At 69.6% G+C, this 17,787-nt stretch carries 15 protein-coding genes and 2 tRNA genes; 5 read left to right on the top strand and 12 right to left on the bottom strand.

All coding sequences use genetic code 11. The annotated features are described in order from the left end of the window. The first annotated feature begins 101 nt into the window (after positions 1-101). Both E7Z54_RS15965 and E7Z54_RS24200 read left to right on the top strand, forming a co-directional pair. On the top strand, positions 102-1,550 hold the full coding sequence (locus E7Z54_RS15965; RefSeq protein WP_276606237.1) for an MFS transporter: 1,449 nt from the start codon (positions 102-104) through the stop codon (positions 1,548-1,550). Beyond that, positions 1,547-1,675: a hypothetical protein gene (locus tag E7Z54_RS24200; protein ID WP_276606236.1), complete on the top strand. Its 129-nt coding sequence runs from the start codon at positions 1,547-1,549 to the stop codon at positions 1,673-1,675. Before E7Z54_RS15965 ends, E7Z54_RS24200 begins: the two co-directional genes overlap by 4 nt. Positions 1,676-1,687: 12 nt before the next feature. On the opposite strand, the gene E7Z54_RS15960 is transcribed toward E7Z54_RS24200, so the two are convergent. The 9 genes from E7Z54_RS15960 to recF all read right to left on the bottom strand — a co-directional run bounded on the left by E7Z54_RS15960 (position 1,688) and on the right by recF (position 11,984). After that, positions 1,688-3,361: an FAD-dependent oxidoreductase gene (locus E7Z54_RS15960; protein ID WP_136435337.1), complete on the bottom strand. Its 1,674-nt coding sequence runs from the start codon at positions 3,359-3,361 to the stop codon at positions 1,688-1,690. A 681-nt stretch (positions 3,362-4,042) separates the two neighbouring features. Then, positions 4,043-4,118: transfer RNA gene (locus E7Z54_RS15950), tRNA-Ala, on the bottom strand. A 57-nt stretch (positions 4,119-4,175) separates the two neighbouring features. Continuing rightward, entirely contained in the window at positions 4,176-4,304 is a 129-nt protein-coding gene (locus E7Z54_RS24075) for a DLW-39 family protein (RefSeq protein WP_240769724.1), read from the bottom strand. A gap of 49 nt (positions 4,305-4,353) precedes the next feature. After that, positions 4,354-4,427 (bottom strand) — tRNA-Ile (locus E7Z54_RS15945). Between the two features lie 96 nt (positions 4,428-4,523). Further along, a complete protein-coding gene (locus E7Z54_RS15940) occupies positions 4,524-5,069 on the bottom strand; it encodes a DUF3566 domain-containing protein (RefSeq protein WP_136435335.1) in 546 nt (181 codons plus the stop codon). Further along, positions 5,069-7,675: a DNA gyrase subunit A gene (gene gyrA, locus E7Z54_RS15935; protein ID WP_240769730.1), complete on the bottom strand. Its 2,607-nt coding sequence runs from the start codon at positions 7,673-7,675 to the stop codon at positions 5,069-5,071. The genes E7Z54_RS15940 and gyrA overlap by 1 nt, the downstream gene beginning before the upstream one ends. A 132-nt stretch (positions 7,676-7,807) precedes the next feature. Continuing rightward, positions 7,808-10,003 carry a DNA topoisomerase (ATP-hydrolyzing) subunit B gene (gene gyrB / locus E7Z54_RS15930; RefSeq protein WP_378527745.1) on the bottom strand — a complete coding sequence of 732 codons (2,196 nt, stop codon included), beginning with the start codon at positions 10,001-10,003 and terminating at the stop codon, positions 7,808-7,810. 228 nt (positions 10,004-10,231) lie between these two features. After that, positions 10,232-10,834, bottom strand: coding sequence for a DUF721 domain-containing protein (locus tag E7Z54_RS15925; protein WP_240769723.1), 603 nt, complete (start codon positions 10,832-10,834; stop codon positions 10,232-10,234). Further along, positions 10,827-11,984 carry a DNA replication/repair protein RecF gene (gene recF / locus E7Z54_RS15920; RefSeq protein WP_136435330.1) on the bottom strand — a complete coding sequence of 386 codons (1,158 nt, stop codon included), beginning with the start codon at positions 11,982-11,984 and terminating at the stop codon, positions 10,827-10,829. Before recF ends, E7Z54_RS15925 begins: the two co-directional genes overlap by 8 nt. A 132-nt stretch (positions 11,985-12,116) precedes the next feature. Between recF and E7Z54_RS15915 the strand changes: the two genes are divergently transcribed. Together E7Z54_RS15915 and E7Z54_RS15910 are read left to right on the top strand one after the other, a co-directional pair. Continuing rightward, complete coding sequence (locus E7Z54_RS15915) at positions 12,117-12,539, top strand: NINE protein (protein WP_136435328.1); 423 nt, start codon at positions 12,117-12,119, stop codon at positions 12,537-12,539. Between the two features lie 2 nt (positions 12,540-12,541). Then, positions 12,542-12,955, top strand: coding sequence for a DUF2752 domain-containing protein (locus E7Z54_RS15910; protein WP_206056294.1), 414 nt, complete (start codon positions 12,542-12,544; stop codon positions 12,953-12,955). A gap of 7 nt (positions 12,956-12,962) precedes the next feature. Here E7Z54_RS15910 and gnd read toward each other — a convergent pair whose 3' ends face one another. From gnd to dnaA, 3 genes are all read right to left on the bottom strand, one after another. Next, positions 12,963-13,871 carry a phosphogluconate dehydrogenase (NAD(+)-dependent, decarboxylating) gene (gnd, locus tag E7Z54_RS15905; protein WP_136435326.1) on the bottom strand — a complete coding sequence of 303 codons (909 nt, stop codon included), beginning with the start codon at positions 13,869-13,871 and terminating at the stop codon, positions 12,963-12,965. A 97-nt stretch (positions 13,872-13,968) separates the two neighbouring features. Further along, entirely contained in the window at positions 13,969-15,117 is a 1,149-nt protein-coding gene (gene dnaN, locus E7Z54_RS15900; protein ID WP_136435324.1) for a DNA polymerase III subunit beta, read from the bottom strand. Between the two features lie 477 nt (positions 15,118-15,594). Further along, positions 15,595-17,073 carry a chromosomal replication initiator protein DnaA gene (dnaA, locus tag E7Z54_RS15895; protein WP_136435421.1) on the bottom strand — a complete coding sequence of 493 codons (1,479 nt, stop codon included), beginning with the start codon at positions 17,071-17,073 and terminating at the stop codon, positions 15,595-15,597. Between the two features lie 589 nt (positions 17,074-17,662). On the opposite strand from dnaA, the gene rpmH reads away from it, so the two are divergent. Next, positions 17,663-17,787 (top strand): 50S ribosomal protein L34 (gene rpmH, locus E7Z54_RS15890; protein ID WP_136435419.1); only part of this gene is annotated, 125 nt, incomplete at its 3' end.

Genomic DNA, 17,787 nt, shown 5'->3' with positions numbered 1-17,787 from the left:
CGTGACACCTGCCCGCGTGGGACGTGCGCCCGCCCTTTGACTTCGGGTCGATCTGAGAATACCTTAGATTCATTATAAGAGATAGGCGAAGGCGGACGCCAGTGAGGTTGAGGGATCCGGACCGGCAGCCACTCCCCCGAGCCTTCGTCCCCGGACTCGTCCTCCTCACGACGGTCACGTCGATCGTGAGCAGCCTCGGAGCGCCGCTGATCCCCGCAATCGCCCACGATGCCGACGTCTCGGTCCAGGCGGCGCAGTGGTCCCTGACCCTGACGATGCTCGTCGGAGCGGTGACCACCCCGTTGATGGGCCGCGTCGGCGGCGGGCGACCGCGGTCGGCAGTGCTGGCCGGGCTCGCGGTCGTCGCGACCGGCCTCCTGCTGTGCGCCCTTCCGTTGGGGTTCACCAGCCTGCTCGTCGGCAGGGCGCTGCAGGGCGTCGGGATCGCCCTGATCCCGTTGGCGATCACGGTCGCACGCGACAGGCTTCCCGTCGCAAGGGTGGCGTCGATCGTCGGGCTGCTGTCGGTCACGACGGTCGCCGGCTCCGGACTCGGATACCCGGTGACGGCCATCGTGGCGGCGCACGCAGGGATCGCGGCTGCATTCTGGCTCGGTTTCGTCCTGTGCTGTGGCACTGCCGTCGTCGCTGCGCTTACGGTCCCCCACGACGCGGCCCGACAGCGCATCTCGGTCGATGTCTGGGGCGCCGTGCTGCTCGCGGCCGGGACTGCCGGCTTCCTCCTCGCGCTCAATCGTGGAGAGCCGTGGGGTTGGCTGGCGCTGCCGACGATCGGACTCGCATCCGCATCCGGTGCGCTGCTCGTGCTCTGGGTCCGGCGGACCTTGAGGATCGAGCATCCACTCGTCGACCTGCGGCTGGCTTGGGGCCCGGTTGCATTCGGAGCGAACCTGACGGCCCTCGTGGCCGGCGTGGCTGTCTACCTCATGCTGTCGCTGATCATGCTGGGCACTCAGGCGTCGAGCACCGACGGCTTCGGCCTCGGGCGAGGCGTCGTCACCGCGGGCTTGCTCCTGTTGCCGTACTCGCTGCTCAGCCTTGCTGGTAGTCGACTCGCAGCGATGCTCGGTCGACACATGCGCAGGGACCTGGTCCTGCCTGCCGGCTGCGTGATCTACGGCGCCTCGACCGTCTTCGTCGCCTTGTTCCACGCAAACATCTGGCAGCTGATGCTCGGCATGGCATTCGCGGGCCTCGGGGGTGGGACGACCTTCGCGGTGATGCCCGCGTTGCTCCTGCGCGGCCTGCCCCTCGCCGAGACCGGAAGCGCGCTCGCGTTCAACATGGTGCTTCGATTCCTCGGGTTCGCGGCGGGAAGTGCGCTGATGCCGGCGTTGGTCGACCTGTTCGCCGGCGACCGACCCGCGACCCACGACACGTTCACGCAGGTCGCATTCGTGGGAGTGGCCCTGTGGGTGATCGCAGGTGTCGCTGCAGCGGCGACAGCGGCGGTCGTCTCTCGACGCCCAGATGCCGGCGCTGCCGAGCTCTCCGCCGCCGCCTCGCACAGCTACGACGCCCAAGCGTGAACGCGCCAGATCCCGCGGTGTCGGTGTTCCGAGTTGCGCCCTACCGCGTGGACGGTTCAGATGCCCAGCTGTTCATCTCGCTGTGCCTGTTCAGGCTCTGGCGCGACCAGGAGCTCACCGACTGAACCGCCGGGTCCTCAGGTCGTGGACAGCGCGCCCGCGGCCAGCTCGCGCAACGCCTCGTGGTCGACGACCTTCATGCGTGGCCGCGCCTGCTCGCGGCCGGCGGCCCGTTCATAGTGGTCGATGGCCTTCCAGCCGGCGAGGCCCGGATTGTCTGGCAGCAGTTCGGCGAGATCCTGGGCGCTGTCGGCGCGCAGCGTCCCCGCCACCCAGTCGTCCAGCAGCACCCTGACGGTGTCCACGGCGTCCTTCTTGTTGGTGCCGATGACGCCGGAGGGCCCGCGCTTGATCCACCCGGCGGTGTAGACGCCTGGTACCGGCTGCGCCGTGTCGGGGTCGACGACCCGTCCGTCGAGGTTCGGCAGCGTGCCGCGGTCGTCGTCGAACGGCAGGCCCTCGACGCGCCGGCCCCGGTAACCCACCGATCGGAAGACCAGGCCGCACTCGACCAGCTCGACGTCGTCGGTCGCAATGGCGGTCACCCCCCGGCCATCGTCCGGCACCAGGTCGTTGCGGACCAGTCGGACACCGCTGACGGCGCCGTCGCCCACGATCTCCACCGGGGAGCGCAGGAAGCGCAGGATCACCGTGCGGTCAGTCGGCCCCTCGGTGGGCAGCGCGGAGATGTGTGCCGCCTTGATCATGGCCATCGCGTGCTCGTCGGGCATCACGGCCCTGGTCACGGGGTCGAGCTCGACCTCGTCGGCCGACACCCGCAGCCCGAGGCCAGTGTCGTCCAGGCCCCAGAGCTCAGGTGTCGTGAAGGCGGCCTGGGCCGGACCGCGCCGGCCCACCACGAGGACCTCACGCACGTTGCTGGCAGACAGCGCCTCGAGGGCATGGTCGGCGATGTCGGTACGGCGCAGCGCCTCGACGTCGCTCAGCAGGATGCGGGCCACGTCGAGGGCGACGTTGCCGTTGCCGATCACGACGGCGCGCTCGCCGGAGAAGTCGAACGTACGGTCAGCGAAGTCGGGATGACCGTTGTACCAGGCGACGAGCTCGGTGGCCGAGTGGCTGCCGGGCAGGTCCTCCCCGGGAATGCCGAGGCGGCGATCGGTCATCGCGCCCACCGCGTAGATCACGGCGTGGTAGCGACCGGCCAGGTCGTCGTGGGTCAGGTGCGTGCCGATCTCGACGCCCAGGAAGAGCCGGAAGTTCTTGCGCTGCATGGTCCGGGCGAAGGCGTCGGAGGCCTGCTTGGTGGTCGCATGGTCGGGCGCGACGCCGAAACGCACCAGCCCCCACGGTGTCATCAGCCGCTCGAACATGTCGACCTCCACCGTGAGTCCTCTCTGCGTCAGCAGCTCCTCCGCGGCGTAGCATGCGGCCGGGCCCGAGCCGACGATCGCCACCCGGAGCGGCTCGGTCCGGTCGCCGTCCCAGCGACGGGCCTGGGACCTGGGCGGACTGCTCGGGTAACCCTGGTGTGCCGGATCGCGGAAATAGGCGGCGTTGAGGTCGGTGAACCGGAGGAGCTGGTCGGGAAGGTCGTAGTCGGCCGAGATCGCGTTCACCGGGCACGCGTCGACGCAGGCGCCGCAGTCGATGCAGCTGTCCGGGTCGATGTACAGCATCTCCGCCGTCGCGTAGTCGGGCTCGTCGGGTGTCGGGTGGATGCAGTTGACGGGGCAGGCGGGGACGCACGCCGCGTCGTTGCAGCAGCTCTGGGTGATCACGTAGGTCATGTGTGCTCCTCGGGCGATGACGGTTCGTCAGTTCCTGGACCTGCCCGTCCGCGCCACGTGGGGCGCGGACCGGGGGCGGTCCGTTGGGGTCGAGTGGTCAGGACCACTCGAGGGGCCAGGGACTGCAGCCGCAGCTGGTCGCCGCGCTCCCGCAGCTCGGCGCCCTCGGCGATGCGGTAGTCGTTGTGGAAGACGGGGCAACCCCCGACGTCCTTCCCTGCGCGTTCGCCGCGTTGGTCTGGATCTCGGTCATCAGAGCTCCTGGGCGTTTCCGGTGGTGGTTGCTGGGGTCTGGATGTGGCGGAGGTCACTAAAGCGTTCATGGTAACCATTAGCAGGGATATTCGGGCGTGCGCCGCCGGGCAGTCTCGCCCTGTGAGCCGAGCGGCGCGGCGACTAGAGCATCAGCGCCTTCGTCGTGGGAACTCCTAGAGCCCGACCGGCCGAACTCGCGCCCGTGGCCGGACTGCTTGGAACCGCCGAAGGGCGCCTGCAGGTCGGGCGCAGGGCGGTTGGTGCGGACCTGGCCGGCCTGCCCACGAAGTCATCAGCATCGTCGGGCAGGCACCGGACAGGAAGGTCTTCGCGGCCTTCCCCCACCAGTCCCCCTAGACGCCGATCTCGAAGTCGATCGCAACGCTCAAGAAAAGAACAAAACCCCAGGCTGACCTGGGGTTTTGCTGGTGGAGCCTACGAGACTCGAACTCGCAACCCCCTGCTTGCAAAGCAGGTGCGCTACCAATTGCGCCAAGGCCCCTGGTCGCCGATGGTCTCGTGCCGGTCGCTGCGCGACACGACCCCCGGCGCAGGTGGATCAGTTCTTCGGGAGCTTGTCCGTCGCTTCGGCCCAGAGGGCCTGCTCGGCCTTGCTCTGCTGGAGCTTCTTGCCGGCGAGCGCGACGCCGGCGGCGGCGAGAGCGGCGAGCAGGAGCTTCTTCACCATGTGGACCTCCGGGGTCTGGACCGGGTCGTTGCGCCGACCCGAGTGTGCGTGGGCCTAACAGGACTTGAACCTGTGACCTCTTCCTTATCAGGGAAGCGCTCTAACCGTCTGAGCTATAGGCCCGGGTGGCTTGCTGCTCCGGGTGGAAGCCCCTCGGCAGCGAGCCGAGGGGGAACACTACCCGACCTCTCGGCACCGCAACAAAACGGTGCCGTTCGCCTACTGCGCGTCCTCGGCGAGGGTGATCTCGACGCCGCCGAGGAGGGCCGCCGCCATGTTGTAGAGGAAGGCCAGGAGGGTGGCCGCCGCGGTGATCAGTACGACGTCGATGGCCGCGACGAGCATCGTGAAACCGAGCACCCGGCTGGTTCCGAGGTAGTCCTCGATCCGGAACGCCGCGATGTCCTCGCCGCCGATGCTCTCCTGGATCGTGGAGTTGATCGAGTCCCACACGCCCGCGGCGCCGAGCACCTGCCACACCATCGCGACGGACACGACGGTCACGACCGCGAAGGCGATCGAGAGGAGGAAGGAAGTCTTCATCACCGACCACGGGTCGATCCGGGTCAGCCGGAGCCGCGCTCGGCGCGGCGGACGGTGAACCGAGGCCTGGCCGGGCGTGCCGCTGGTGGTGGCCACGGAGATCGGCCTGCGCGCCTCCGGCGGAGCGGGCGGAGCCTCGGCGACCGAGGCCTGTCCGCCGGCCCGCCCGGGTCCGGTTTCCGTCGCCGGACGGACGGCGGTCTCGTCGGCTCGGTCGGTCATCAGATCTCACTCTCCCCGGGGTCCCCCGTCGTCCCGGACTCACCCGTCGGCGGTTCAGCGGATGTCTCGATTGTGGCATCCGATCCCTGAGCGGGCGATTCCGTCGGGTCCCCGGCCGCCTCGGCGGCGACGTCGGCGAGCTCGTCCTCGATCTCGTCCTCGGCAACCTTCGTCTCCACCGAACGGGCCACGACTGCGACCGAGTCACCCTTCTTCGGGCCGACGAACTTCACGCCCATGGTGGAGCGACCGGTGGGGCGGAAGTCCTCGTTGATCGGGCTCCGGACGACCTGTCCGGACTGGGTGATCGAGAGCACCTCGTCGCCGTCGTGCACGATGAACGCGCCGACGAGCGTGCCGCGGTCCTCGTTGCCGAGGGCCATCGCCTTGATGCCGATGCCGCCGCGGGACTGCAGCCGGTAGTCGGAGATCCGGGAGCGCTTGGCGAACCCGCCGTCGGTGATCGTGAAGACGTACTGCACGTTCTCGTCGGACTCCTCGTGCGCCGCGTCCGCCGCCTTGATCACCGACATCGACAGCAGCGAGTCGCCGTCACGGAACTTCATGCCGGTGACACCCGAGGTCGCCCGACCCATCGGGCGCAGCTGGGTGTCGTCGGCCGGGAAGCGGATCGCCTGGCCCTTCCGCGACACGAGCAGGATGTGGTCGTCGCTGCTGACCAGCTCGGCGCCGATCAGCTCGTCGTCGTCGTCGCGGAAGTTGATCGCGATGACGCCCGCCTGCCGCGGCGAGTTGTAGTCGCCGAGCCGGGTCTTCTTGACCAGGCCCTTGCGGGTGGCCAGGACCAGGTACGGCGCCTGCTCGTAGTCGCGGATCGCCAGCACCTGTGCGATCGACTCGTCGGGCTGGAACGACAGCAGGCCCGCGACGTGGCCGCCCTTCGCGTCGCGCGACGCCTCGGGCAGGTTGTAGACCTTGGTGCGGTAGACCCGCCCGGCGGTGGTGAAGAACAGCAGCCAGTGGTGGCTGGTGGTCGCGATGAAGTGCTCGACCACGTCGTCACCGCGCAGGCTCGCGCCGCGCACGCCCTTCCCGCCGCGCTTCTGCGTGCGGTACTGGTCGGCGCGGGTCCGCTTGGCGTAGCCACCCCGGGTGATCGAGACGACCTGCTCCTCGTCGGGGATCAGGTCCTCCATCGAGAGGTCGCCGTCGGCCGCGATGATCTGGGTGCGCCGGTCGTCGCCGTACTTCGCGACGATCTCGGTCAGCTCCTCGGAGACGATCTGCCGCTGCCGCTCGGGGCGAGCCAGGATGTCGTTGTAGTCGGCGATGGCGAGCTCGATCTCGGCCAGCTCGTCGATGATCTTCTGCCGTTGCAGGGCCGCGAGCTGGCGCAGCTGCATGCCGAGGATGGCGGTGGCCTGCAGCTCGTCGACGTCGAGCAGCTCCTGCAGGCCGGCGTTCGCCTCGGCCACGTCGGGCGAGCGGCGGATGAGGGCGATCACCTCGTCGAGCATGTCCAGCGCCTTGACCAGGCCGCGCAGGATGTGAGCGCGCTCCTCGGCCTTGCGCAGGCGGTACGTCGTCCGCCTGAAGATGACGTCGACCTGGTGAGCGATCCAGTTGCTCACGAACTGGTCGATGCTCAGCGTGCGCGGCACGCCGTCGACGAGCGCCAGCATGTTGGCCGAGAAGTTGGTCTGGAGCTCGGTGTGCTTGAGCAGGTTGTTCAGGACGACGCGGGCGACCGCGTCGCGCTTGAGCACGACGACCAGGCGCTGGCCGGTGCGGCCGGAGGAGTCGTCGCGGACGTCGCTGATGCCCTGGACCTTGCCGGAGTCGGCGAGCTCGGCGATCTTCAGCGCCAGGTTGTCCGGGTTGACCATGTAGGGCAGCTCGGTGATCGACAGGCAGGTGCGCCCGCGGGCGTCCTCGTCGACCTCGATCACCGCGCGCTGGGTGACCGAGCCGCGGCCGGTGCGGTAGGCCTGCTCGATGCCCTCACGGCCCACGATGAGCGCGCCGTTGGGGAAGTCGGGGCCCTTGATCCGCTCGATGAGGGCGTCCTGCAGCTCCTCACGGGTGGCGTCGGGGTGCTGCAGCGCCCACAGCGCGCCGTCGGCCACCTCGCGCAGGTTGTGCGGCGGGATGTTGGTGGCCATGCCGACCGCGATGCCGGCCGAGCCGTTGACCAGCAGGTTGGGGTACCGGCTCGGCAGGACGGTCGGCTCCTCGGAGCGACCGTCGTAGTTGGGCTGGAAGTCGACGGTCTCCTCGTCGATGTCGCGGACCATCTCCAGCGCCAGCGGCGCCATCCGGCACTCGGTGTACCGCATGGCGGCGGCCGCGTCGTTGCCCGGCGAGCCGAAGTTGCCCTGGCCCTGGACCAGCGGTGCGCGCATCACCCACGGCTGCGCGAGGCGGACCAGGGTGTCGTAGATCGCCGAGTCACCGTGGGGGTGGTACTGACCCATCACGTCACCGACGACGCGGGAGCACTTGGAGAAGCCGCGGTCGGGGCGGTACCCGCCGTCGTACATCGCGTAGAGGACGCGGCGGTGCACCGGCTTCAGGCCGTCGCGGACGTCCGGGAGCGCGCGGCCGACGATCACGGCCATGGCGTAGTCGATGTACGCGCGCTGCATGGAGGTCTGCAGCTCGATCGGCTCGATCCGGCCGCCCGGGCCCGGTCCGTCGCCGCCGAGGTTGGTGGGGGTCTCAGTCACGATTGCTCTCTCTGGCTGGTTCTATCGATATCTAAGGTCTGCGCTAGACACTCAGATATCGAGGAAGCGAACATCCTTGGCGTTGCGCTGGATGAAGGAGCGTCGCTGCTCGACGTCCTCCCCCATCAGGATCGAGAAGATCTCGTCGGCCTGGGCCGCGTCGTCGAGGTTGACCTGGAGCATCAGCCGCTGCTCGGGGTTCATCGTGGTCTCCCACAGCTCCTCGGCGTTCATCTCGCCGAGACCCTTGTAGCGCTGGACCGGGTTCTCCTTGGGCAGCTTCTTGCCGTTCGCGAGGCCGTCGCGCATCAGCGCGTCCCGCTCGGAGTCGGAGTAGACGAACTCGTGCTCGGCCGGCTTGTTCCACCGGATCCGGTACAGCGGCGGCTGCGCCATGTAGACGAAGCCGTGCTCGATCAGCGGCCGCATGAACCGGAACAGCAGCGTGAGCAGCAGCGTGTTGATGTGGTGGCCGTCGACGTCCGCGTCCGCCATCAGCACCACCTTGTGGTAGCGCAGCTTCTCCAGGTTGAACTCCTCCTGGATGCCGGTGCCGAGCGCGGAGATGATCGCCTGGACCTCCTGGTTGGCCAGAACCTTGTCGATGCGGGCCTTCTCGACGTTGAGGATCTTGCCGCGGATCGGGAGGATCGCCTGGACGCGCGGGTCGCGGCCCTGACGGGCCGAGCCACCCGCCGAGTCGCCCTCGACGATGAAGACCTCGCACTCCTCGGGGTTCGTCGACTGGCAGTCCGACAGCTTGCCGGGGAGGCCGCCGCCGCCCAGCAGCCCCTTGCGGTTGCGGGCCAGGTCGCGCGCCTTGCGGGCGGCGATCCGAGCGGAGGCCGCGGCCTGCGCCTTGCGGACGATGTCCTTGCCCTCGGCGGGGTTCTGCTCCAGCCAGGCGCCGAGCTGGTCGTTGACCAGGCGCTGCACGAAGCCCTTGGCCTCGGTGTTGCCGAGCTTGGTCTTGGTCTGGCCCTCGAACTGGGGCTCGCCGAGCTTGATCGAGATGATCGCGGTCAGGCCCTCGCGGATGTCGTCGCCGCTGACCCGGTCCTCGCGCTTCTTGATCAGGCCCCACTCCTCGCCCCAGTTGTTGATCAGCGAGGTGAGCGCCGACCGGAAGCCCTCCTCGTGCGTGCCGCCCTCGTGGGTGTTGATCGTGTTGGCGAAGGTGTGGACCGACTCGGTGTAGGAGGTGTTCCACTGCATCGCCACCTCCAGGCTCATGTGCGAGCCGTTGGTGTTGAGGCCGGGGTAGTCGTCGGAGTCGGCCTCGAAGCTGATGACCGTGGGGTTGGCGGCCTGCTTGCTGCGGTTGATGTGCTCGACGTAGTCGACCAGACCGCGCTCGTACTTGAAGACCTGCTTGAGTCCGGCCCCCTCGCGCTGGATCGCGTCGCCCTGGGACCCGGGGTGGCCGTCGCCGCCGTCGCCGGCGAGAGAGGTGTTGATCGAGTCGTCCGCGACGACGTCGGCGAGCTCGGCCGCGGCGGGCCGCTCGTCGACGACGACGATCTCGAGGCCCTTGTTGAGGAAGGCCATCTCGCGGAAGCGGTGGCTGATCGTCTCCAGCGAGTAGGTGGTCGTCTCGAAGATCTCGGGACTCGCGTGCCAGGTCACCGTGGTGCCGGTGCCCTCGCCGTCCTCGAGGTCACGGACCTCGCGCAGGTCGTAGACGGGGTCGCCGAGGGAGAACTCCTGCTCCCAGAGCTTGCCGCGGTTCTTCACCTCGACCTTGAGGTGGCTGGAGAGGGCGTTCACGACGGAGACGCCGACCCCGTGCAGGCCACCGGAGACCTTGTACCCGCCGCCGCCGAACTTGCCGCCGGCGTGGAGCACGGTCAGCGCGAGCGTCACCGCGGGGATGTCCTGGCCCGGCGCCGTGCCGGTCGGGATGCCGCGGCCGTTGTCCTCCACCCGGACCGCGCCGTCGGCCATCAGGGTGACCACGATCCGGTCGCAGTAGCCGGCCAGCGCCTCGTCGACCGCGTTGTCGACGATCTCCCAGATCAGGTGGTGCAGGCCGCGCTCACCGGTCGAGCCGATGTACATGCCGGGCCGCTTCCGGACCGCCTCGAGGCCCTCGAGCACCTGGATCGCGGAGGCGTCGTAGTCACCCGTGGGGACCTGCCCGCTGGGGGTGCCTTCGGCGGACTCGACGGGAACCGCGGGGACGGGCTGGTCAGCACTGGACACAAGGACCTCTTCGGGAGCGGTGGCATAGCGAAGGCCGGGGCACACGCCGTGGTGACGCAAACCCGGCCCAACAGCCATGATAGCGGCCTGAGGGCATCCAGACACGGTCGCCACCCCCGGGGCCGGGTGGTCTGTGGATGAAATGGGGCCCTGAGCGCCACAGAACCGCGGTCAGGACGGCCCGGGAGGGGTGCCGATGGGTCCCGGTACGACGATCGAGCGATCCGATCGTCCAGAGGGCCGGTCCAGACCGATCCCTCTCGGCCGCGCCCCTCAGCCGTAGGTGTCGCGCGGACCCCGACCGTCGCGGGCCGACCGACGGCCGTGCTTCCAGCTCGGGGCGTTGGGTCCGAGCACCTCCACGACCGTGACGGTGCCGTCGCCGAGCTCCTGGTTCAGCCGCTTCACCACGCTCGAGGCGAGCATCTTCAGCTGGGTCGCCCAGGCGGTGGAGTCGGTGCGGACCACGAGGACGCCGTCACTGAGCGACTCCGGCGTCGAGTGGGCGCCGATCTCGGTGCCGACGATCTCGGTCCACCGGCCGAACACCCCCCGCACCTGGAGGTCCAGTCCCCAGCCGCGCTCGTCGATGATCCGGCCCAGCTCCGACCCGATCATCTGCGGGTCGCGGCCGTCGGGGTGTGCCCCCGAGAGCTGCGCGTCGCCCCGGCGGCCACGGGGCCGGAACTGACCGTCGGCACTGCGCCGCGGCCGGCGCCGGGCCGGCGTCGTACTCGATCCGGCTGCGCCCTTCATCATCGACCGGGCGAGGTCCAGGCCGTCGGCACGGTGCTCCTCGGCCTCCTCGGCCTCCTCGACCGGGTCGACCCGGTCGACCGGGCTCGGCTCCTCGGGCAGGTCCGGGACCTCAGGCACGGGTCACCTCGCCGGCCGCCACCCGGAACGTCGTCCCACGCAGCTGCTCGGGCACGTCGGCCTCGACCGCGGCAGTGACCAGCACCTGCTCGGCGCCGGCCACCAGCTGCGCCAGCTGCGCGCGGCGGTCCGAGTCCAGCTCGGCGAAGACGTCGTCGAGGATCAGGATCGGGTCGTCGCCGTCGGCGCGGAGCAGGTCGTACGACGCCAGGCGCAGCGCCAGCGCGAAGGACCACGACTCCCCGTGGCTGGCGTAGCCGCGGACCGGCAGCCGCTGGTCGTCGCCGGGCCCCAGGGTGCAGAGCAGGTCGTCCCGGTGCGGGCCGACCAGGGTCAGCCCACGGTTGATCTCGTCGTCGCGCCGACGCTCCAGCTCGGCGCGGAAGCTGCCGGCCAGGTCGCCCGCTCCGGAGCCGGTGGTGTCGCTGGATCCAGGGACCGGGACGGTGGCCTGGTAGGCGATCCGGGCGTCGTCGCGGGAGGCGCCTCGGGCGACGGCCTCATACGCCTTCCCCAGGTACGGCGCCAGGTCGGTCGCCAGCGCGCGCCGGCCCGCGAGCAGCTCGGCGCCGGCGGACACCAGGTGGTCGTCCCAGGCCGCGAGGGTGGCCAGCGCCGCGTCCCGACTGCTTCCACGGGCGGCGTGGAGCGACTTCAGCAGGGTGTTGCGCTGTTTGAGCACCCGCTCGTAGTCCGCGATCACGCCGGCGTAGCGAGGCGTCCGCAGCACCAGCAGGTCATCGAGGAGGCTGCGCCGCTGCGCCGGGTCGCCCTTGACCAGGGCGAGGTCCTCCGGGCTGAACACCACCGTACGGACGATGCCGACGAGGTCGCGGGCACGCGACAGCGGCGACCGGTTGATCCGTGCCCGGTTGGCGCGACCGGGGTTGAGCTCGACCTCGAGGATCGCGGTGCGCCCGTCGCGGACGACCGCGGCGCGGACCACGGCCTGCTCGGCGCCGGCGCGGACCAGGGGCGCGTCGGTGGCGACCCGGTGCGAGGAGAGCCGCGAGAGGTAGTCGATCGCCTCGACCAGGTTCGTCTTGCCCTGCCCGTTGCTGCCGACGAACGCGGTGACTCCAGGCTCGAGCGCGACGTCGACCTCGGCGTAGGAGCGGAAGTCGTGGAGCGACAGGTGCGAGACGTGCACGGCACCACTCCTCTTCGCTCTTGCCCCCGTGGATCCCACCATCCTCGCCCCGGATCGTCTCCGCGACGAAAAAACCGCATGCAAACGGCAAACCGGGTTTAGGAAGGGTCCGATCACCCTAGGCTGACCGGCATGACGCAACCACCCAACCCTCCCTACGGCAACCAGCCCCAGGCGCCCGGCGCCCCCGGCGGTGGCTCCTTCTATGTGAACGTTCTCGGGCAGGAGCAGGGCCCGTTGGACTTCGGAACGCTCGCCCAGATGGCGGTCTCCAACCAGATCAAGGCCGACACGCCGGTGCGGACGGCCGACAGCCAGCAGTTCTTCGCGGCCAAGGACGTCCCGGGCCTGTACTCCGACAAGGAGTGGCTGACCACGGTCCTCATCTCCTGGCTGGTCGGCATCTTCGGCGTCGACCGGTTCTACCTCGGCTACACCGGCCTCGGCGTGGGCAAGCTGCTGACCCTCGGTGGTTGTGGCATCTGGGCGATCATCGACCTGGTGCTGATCCTGCTGCGCAAGGTCCCGGACGCGCAGGGCCGCCCCCTCCGCTGAAGGTGACCACCACGGTCCCACCGATCACGACCCCGCGGCTCGCGAGCACAGAAGTGCTCGCGGCCGGCGGGGTCGTCGCGTTGGCGGCCGCGTGCCTGCTCTCACCGGAGCAGATCGAGGACGGGCCGGTCCTCTGTCCCTTCCGTCGACTGACCGGGCTGCCGTGCCCCGGCTGCGGCCTGACCCGCTCCTGGGTCTACCTGGTGCACGGCTGGTGGCGGGAGTCGTTCCTCGCGCACCCCTTCGGACCCCTCGCCGTCGCGCTCGTCGTCGTCCTGGCGCTGCTGGCCGTCCGGGCCCGGCTCCGCCGTACCGCCGCACCGTCGCTGGACCGGATCGTCACGCACCCGGCCGGGATCGTGGTGGCCGTGGCGTGGCTCGGCTTCGCCGTCATCCGGATGGCCGCGGCGGCCTGAGCCGCGCTCAGACGTCCGGGTTCGCCTCTCCGCCCGGGGGCGGCTCGGTGTGCACGGCGTGGCCGCCGAACTGGTTGCGCATCGCGGCGATCGCCTTCATCGCCGGGCTGTCGTCCTGGCGCGAGGTGAAGCGCGCGAAGAGTGAGGAGGCGATCACGTGCATCGGCACGGCGTGGTCGATCGCGGCCTGGACCGTCCACCGGCCCTCGCCGGAGTCCTCGGCGTAGCCGCGGAGGTTGTCGAGGTGGGTGTCGGCCGAGATCGCCTCGGTCAACAGGTCCAGGAGCCAGGACCTGATCACGGTCCCGTGCCGCCAGGAGTCGTAGACCTCGGGCACGTTCTCGACGAGGTCGACCTTCTCGAGCAGCTCCCAGCCCTCGGCGTAGGCCTGCATCATGGCGTACTCGATGCCGTTGTGGACCATCTTGGCGAAGTGCCCGGCACCGGGCGTGCGACCGGCGTGGACGAAGCCGCCCTCCGCCGGCTTGAGCGCGTCGAAGGCCGGCTGCACCTTGGCGACGTCCTCCTCCGAGCCACCGCACATCAGCGCGTAGCCGTTCTCCAGTCCCCACACCCCACCGGAGACGCCACAGTCCACGAAGCCGATGCCCTTCTCACCGAGCAGGGCGGCGTTGACCGTGTCGTCGGTGTACTTGGAGTTGCCGCCGTCCACGACCAGGTCGCCCGCCCCCAGGAGGTCCTTGAGCTCGGCGATCGTGGACCGGGTCGGCTCGCCGTGCGGCACCATCACCCAGACCACCCTGGGGCTCGGCAGCGCATCGACCATGGCGGCGAGGCTGTCGACGTCGGAGAGGTCGGGGTTGCGGTCGTACCCGACCACGGTGAGCCCGGCCTGCCGCATCCGGGTGCGCATGTTCCCACCCATCTTGCCGAGTCCGACCAGTCCGATGTGCATGGGCGATCCCCCTGTGGATGCGGTTGCTGCGACGTCGGTGCTGAAAACTACGGGGTGGGTGGCTGCCGCCGGAAGGTCGGTGCCCGTCCCGGCCGGCTCAGCTGAGCAGGCGACGCGGCATCAGGAGGTAGCGGAAGCTGCCGCCCTCGGCGGAGTCGGCAGCGTCGTCACCGGTGCCGCTGATCACGACCGGCTTCGAGGCCTGGGTGAACGCCAGCTCCACGATCGGCTCGTCGATCGCGGTCAGCCCGTCGAGGAGGAACTGCGGGTTGAAGCCGGTCACGAGGTCCTCGCCCTGGATCTCGGCGGGCACCGACTCGGATGCCTGCGCGTCGTCGCCGGAGCCGGCGTCGAGGGTGAGCGCGCCGTCGTGGAAGCTCAGCTGCACGGCGGTGTTGCGGTCGGCCACCAGCGAGACCCGCTTGACCGACTCGATCAGCTCGAGGCGGTCGATCCTGGCGATCGTGAGTCGCTCGGTCGGGAACAGGCTGCGGACCTTGGGGAACTCGCCGTCGAGGAGTCGGGTCGTCGTACGACGGACGCCTCCCGGACCCGTGCCCTCGAATCCGATGATGCCCTCACCGGCGCCGGAGGCGGACAACGCGATGGTGACCTCGGGGCCGGCGGTGAGCGACTTCGCGGTGTCACCGAGGACCTTCGCCGGGACCAGGGCCGCGACCGAGGCGTCCGGGGTGCCGGGGTTCCAGGTGAGCTCGCGCTGCGAGAGCCGGAAGCGGTCGGTGGCCAGCAGCGCGATCGCGTCGCCCTCGATCTCCAGGCGGACACCGGTGAGCACCGGGAGCATGTCGTCGCGACCTGCGGCGGTGACCGCCTGGGCGACCGCGTGCGCGAACGCCTCGCTCGCGACCGTGCCGGTCGCGGCGGGCATCTCGGGGATCGTCGGGTAGTCCTCGACCGGCATCGTCTGCAGCGAGAACCGGGACGATCCGCAGGTCAGCGCGACCCGCGCGCCGTCGAGGGCGATGTCGACGGGCTTGTTCGGCAGGCTGCGGCAGATGTCGGCCAGCAGTCGGCCGCTGACCAGTGCCTTGCCCTCGTCGCTGACCTCGGCAGTGAGCGTGGCGCGGGCCGAGGTCTCGTAGTCGAAGGTCGAGAGCACCAGGCCGTCATCGCCGGCCTCGATCAGCAGACCGGCGAGGACCGGGGCACTGGGACGCACGGGGAGGCTGCGGGCAGCCCAGGCGACGGCGTCCGCGAGGACGTCGCGATCGACTCTGAACTTCACGTCGGCGTACCTCTCACAAGTTCGAAGGGGTCGGGCTGATCTGCGTCTGTGCATCCCTGACGGAATGACATCCACGGCAGTCGTGCCCGGTGTGGGGTTGCATCCTGCCACGTCGTGGCTCGCGACGGGACCGGCAGTGGCGGCCGGTCGTCGGCCGGTCGGGTCGGTTCCACAGGACAGAGCGCGAGTGGAGTTCCGGCGATCGAGGAGATGTAGGTAGTCAGGGAGTAGTCATAGCAGCGGTGGAAACTGTGGAGAACTCGTGTTCGTGCAGGTGAGGGCCGGTCTCGGGGGGTGGGACCACCTGTGGAGGAAATCGGTACCAGCGGCCGGCCGGTGTGGAGGACCGGCGCCGTGTGGACGCGGCCCCAGGAGCCTCCACGGAATCCTCCCCGTGTAGTTCGCACAGTTCGCACGAAGTTGTCCACAGGGTCGGACGACATGAATTCGCGTGCCGCGCGGTCCGTCGTCGGCCGATCAGCCCTGCCGGGCCTGCATCTTGACCCGGTTGGTCAGCTCACTCACCTGGTTGAAGACGGCGCGACGCTCGCCGAGGAGCTGGTTGATCTTGCGCTCCGCGTACATGACCGTGGTGTGGTCGCGGTTGCCGAACTGTGCGCCGATCTTGGGCAGCGAGAGGCCGGTGAGCTCGCGGCACAGGTACATGGCGATCTGCCGGGCCATCACCAGGTGGCGACCGCGGCTGGGACCGGTGAGCTCCTCGATCGAGAGGCCGAAGTACGCCGCGGTCTGGGCGATGATCAGCGGCGCGGTGATCTCCGGCTCGCCACCCTCGGGGATCAGGTCCTTCAGCACGATCTCGGCCAGGGTCATGTCGACGTCCTGGCGGTTGAGGTTGGCGAAGGCGGTGACTCGGATCAGGGCGCCCTCGAGCTCGCGGATGTTGGTCTGGATCTTGCTCGCGATGAACTCCAGCACGTCGGAGGGCGCCGTGAGTCGGTCCATGGCCGCCTTCTTGCGAAGGATCGCGATCCGGGTCTCCAGGTCGGGCGGCTGGACGTCGGTGATCAGGCCCCACTCGAACCGGTTGCGCAGCCGGTCCTCGAGCGCCTCCAGCCGTTTCGGCGGGCGGTCGGAGGTGAGCACGATCTGCTTGTTCGCGTTGTGCAGGGTGTTGAAGGTGTGGAAGAACTCCTCCTGGGTCTGCGTCTTGCCCTCCAGGAACTGGATGTCGTCGATCAGGAGCACGTCCACGTCGCGGTACTTCCGCTTGAACCGGTCCTGCCGGTCGTCCCGGATCGCGTTGATGAACTCGTTGGTGAACTCCTCGCTCGAGACGTAGCGCACCTTGCTGCCGGCATAGATGGTGCGGACGTAGTGTCCGATGGCGTGGAGCAGGTGGGTCTTGCCGAGACCGGACTCCCCGTAGACCAGCAGCGGGTTGTAGCTCTTGCCGGGCGCTTCGCTCACCGCGACCGCCGCCGCGTGCGGGAACCGGTTGGACGATCCGATGACGAACGTCTCGAAGGTGTACTTCGGGTTCAGCCGGGACTCGCCAGCCCCGGTGGCCGAGGGTCCGGCGGCACTGGCAGCCGCCATGTCGGCGCCCTCGAAGCCACCGCTGTCCGGTCCGGGCTGGACCGTGAGCGCCGGCGCGGCGTCGAACGTCGACGAATCGATATGTTGATTTGTCGACATGTCGCCCTGTGCCTCGAACACCGTCGCGGTGTCGTACGAGGTGGGCGCGTCGAAGGGGACGTCGTGGCGCAGGGTGCCGTCGACGGTGACCGCGAGCTGCACCTCGTGTCCGAAGCGGTCGGTCAGGGCGTCCTCGAGCTGTCCGCGCAGCCGGCCCTCGAGCCGCTTGCGGGTGAAGTCGTCGGGCACCGCGACGATCGCGGTGGAACCGTGCAGGGTGACCGGCTTGCTCGCCTGGAGCCACGCCCGCTGGTGAGCCTGGAGCTCGCCGACCACGGCCGACCATTCACGCTCCAGTCGGGCGGTCGCGGCCTCGAGGGGGTCGACCGGGTCTGCGCCCGGGCTCGCCTGGGGGTCGTTCTGGGGCTGTTCCGGGGTGCCGGTCACGCCTCACCTCTCGCTGGTCAGTCTGGGGGTCCACAAGGTTGTCCACAGGTTGTGAACGTTTCCATCATCCGACGGGTGATGGGGGGACCAGGACCGTCCCGGAGCCCACCGTACGTGTATCGGCGCAGGTCAGCGCCACATTCGGATGAGTTGGTGCCGCGTTGCAGCCACCCGATGTCGCAGGTGCTCCAGAACCGGCGGGGAAACCCGGATTGGTCGAACCTAACCGCCGAGCCGGTCCCGGATCAATACGCTATCCACAGGTTTTGGACATGCTCGCGCCAGGTCCCCGGAGCGTCCGCCGGTTTGACCCGCGATCACGCCTGCGCGTACCGTTTGTTGGTCGTCCGGTGTCGACCGGCGCCGCATGTCCATGACGAGCAACTCCTGAGTCTCATCGTGGCTGCGCGGTGCCGGCCGACGAGCCGCGCAGGCCCGTGATCGGGTGTGCGTCGGGCTGCCGGGGGCCCTTCCCGACATTGCACCTGAGAGGTCCATCGTGAGCAAGCGCACGTACCAGCCGAACAACCGTCGCCGTCACAAGGTGCACGGCTTCCGACTTCGGATGCGCACCCGCGCCGGTCGCGCTGTCCTGGCGAACCGTCGCTCGAAGGGCCGCAAGAG

The sequence above is a fragment of the Nocardioides sp. genome (assembly GCF_004803405.1).
Lineage (GTDB): Bacteria > Actinomycetota > Actinomycetes > Propionibacteriales > Nocardioidaceae > Nocardioides > Nocardioides vastitatis.
This window is presented reverse-complemented; position numbering and strand designations above follow the sequence as displayed.

Excerpts from the sequence above, each read along its gene's own strand:
- E7Z54_RS15960 (WP_136435337.1), bottom strand. The coding sequence starts at position 3,361 with ATGACCTACGTGATCACCCAGAGCTGCTGCAACGACGCGGCGTGCGTC.
- E7Z54_RS24075 (WP_240769724.1), bottom strand. The coding sequence starts at position 4,304 with ATGGTGAAGAAGCTCCTGCTCGCCGCTCTCGCCGCCGCCGGCGTCGCG.
- E7Z54_RS15940 (WP_136435335.1), bottom strand. The coding sequence starts at position 5,069 with ATGACCGACCGAGCCGACGAGACCGCCGTCCGTCCGGCGACGGAAACC.
- gyrA (WP_240769730.1), bottom strand. The coding sequence starts at position 7,675 with ATGCAGCGCGCGTACATCGACTACGCCATGGCCGTGATCGTCGGCCGC.
- E7Z54_RS15915 (WP_136435328.1), top strand. The coding sequence starts at position 12,117 with ATGACGCAACCACCCAACCCTCCCTACGGCAACCAGCCCCAGGCGCCC.
- gnd (WP_136435326.1), bottom strand. The coding sequence starts at position 13,871 with ATGCACATCGGACTGGTCGGACTCGGCAAGATGGGTGGGAACATGCGC.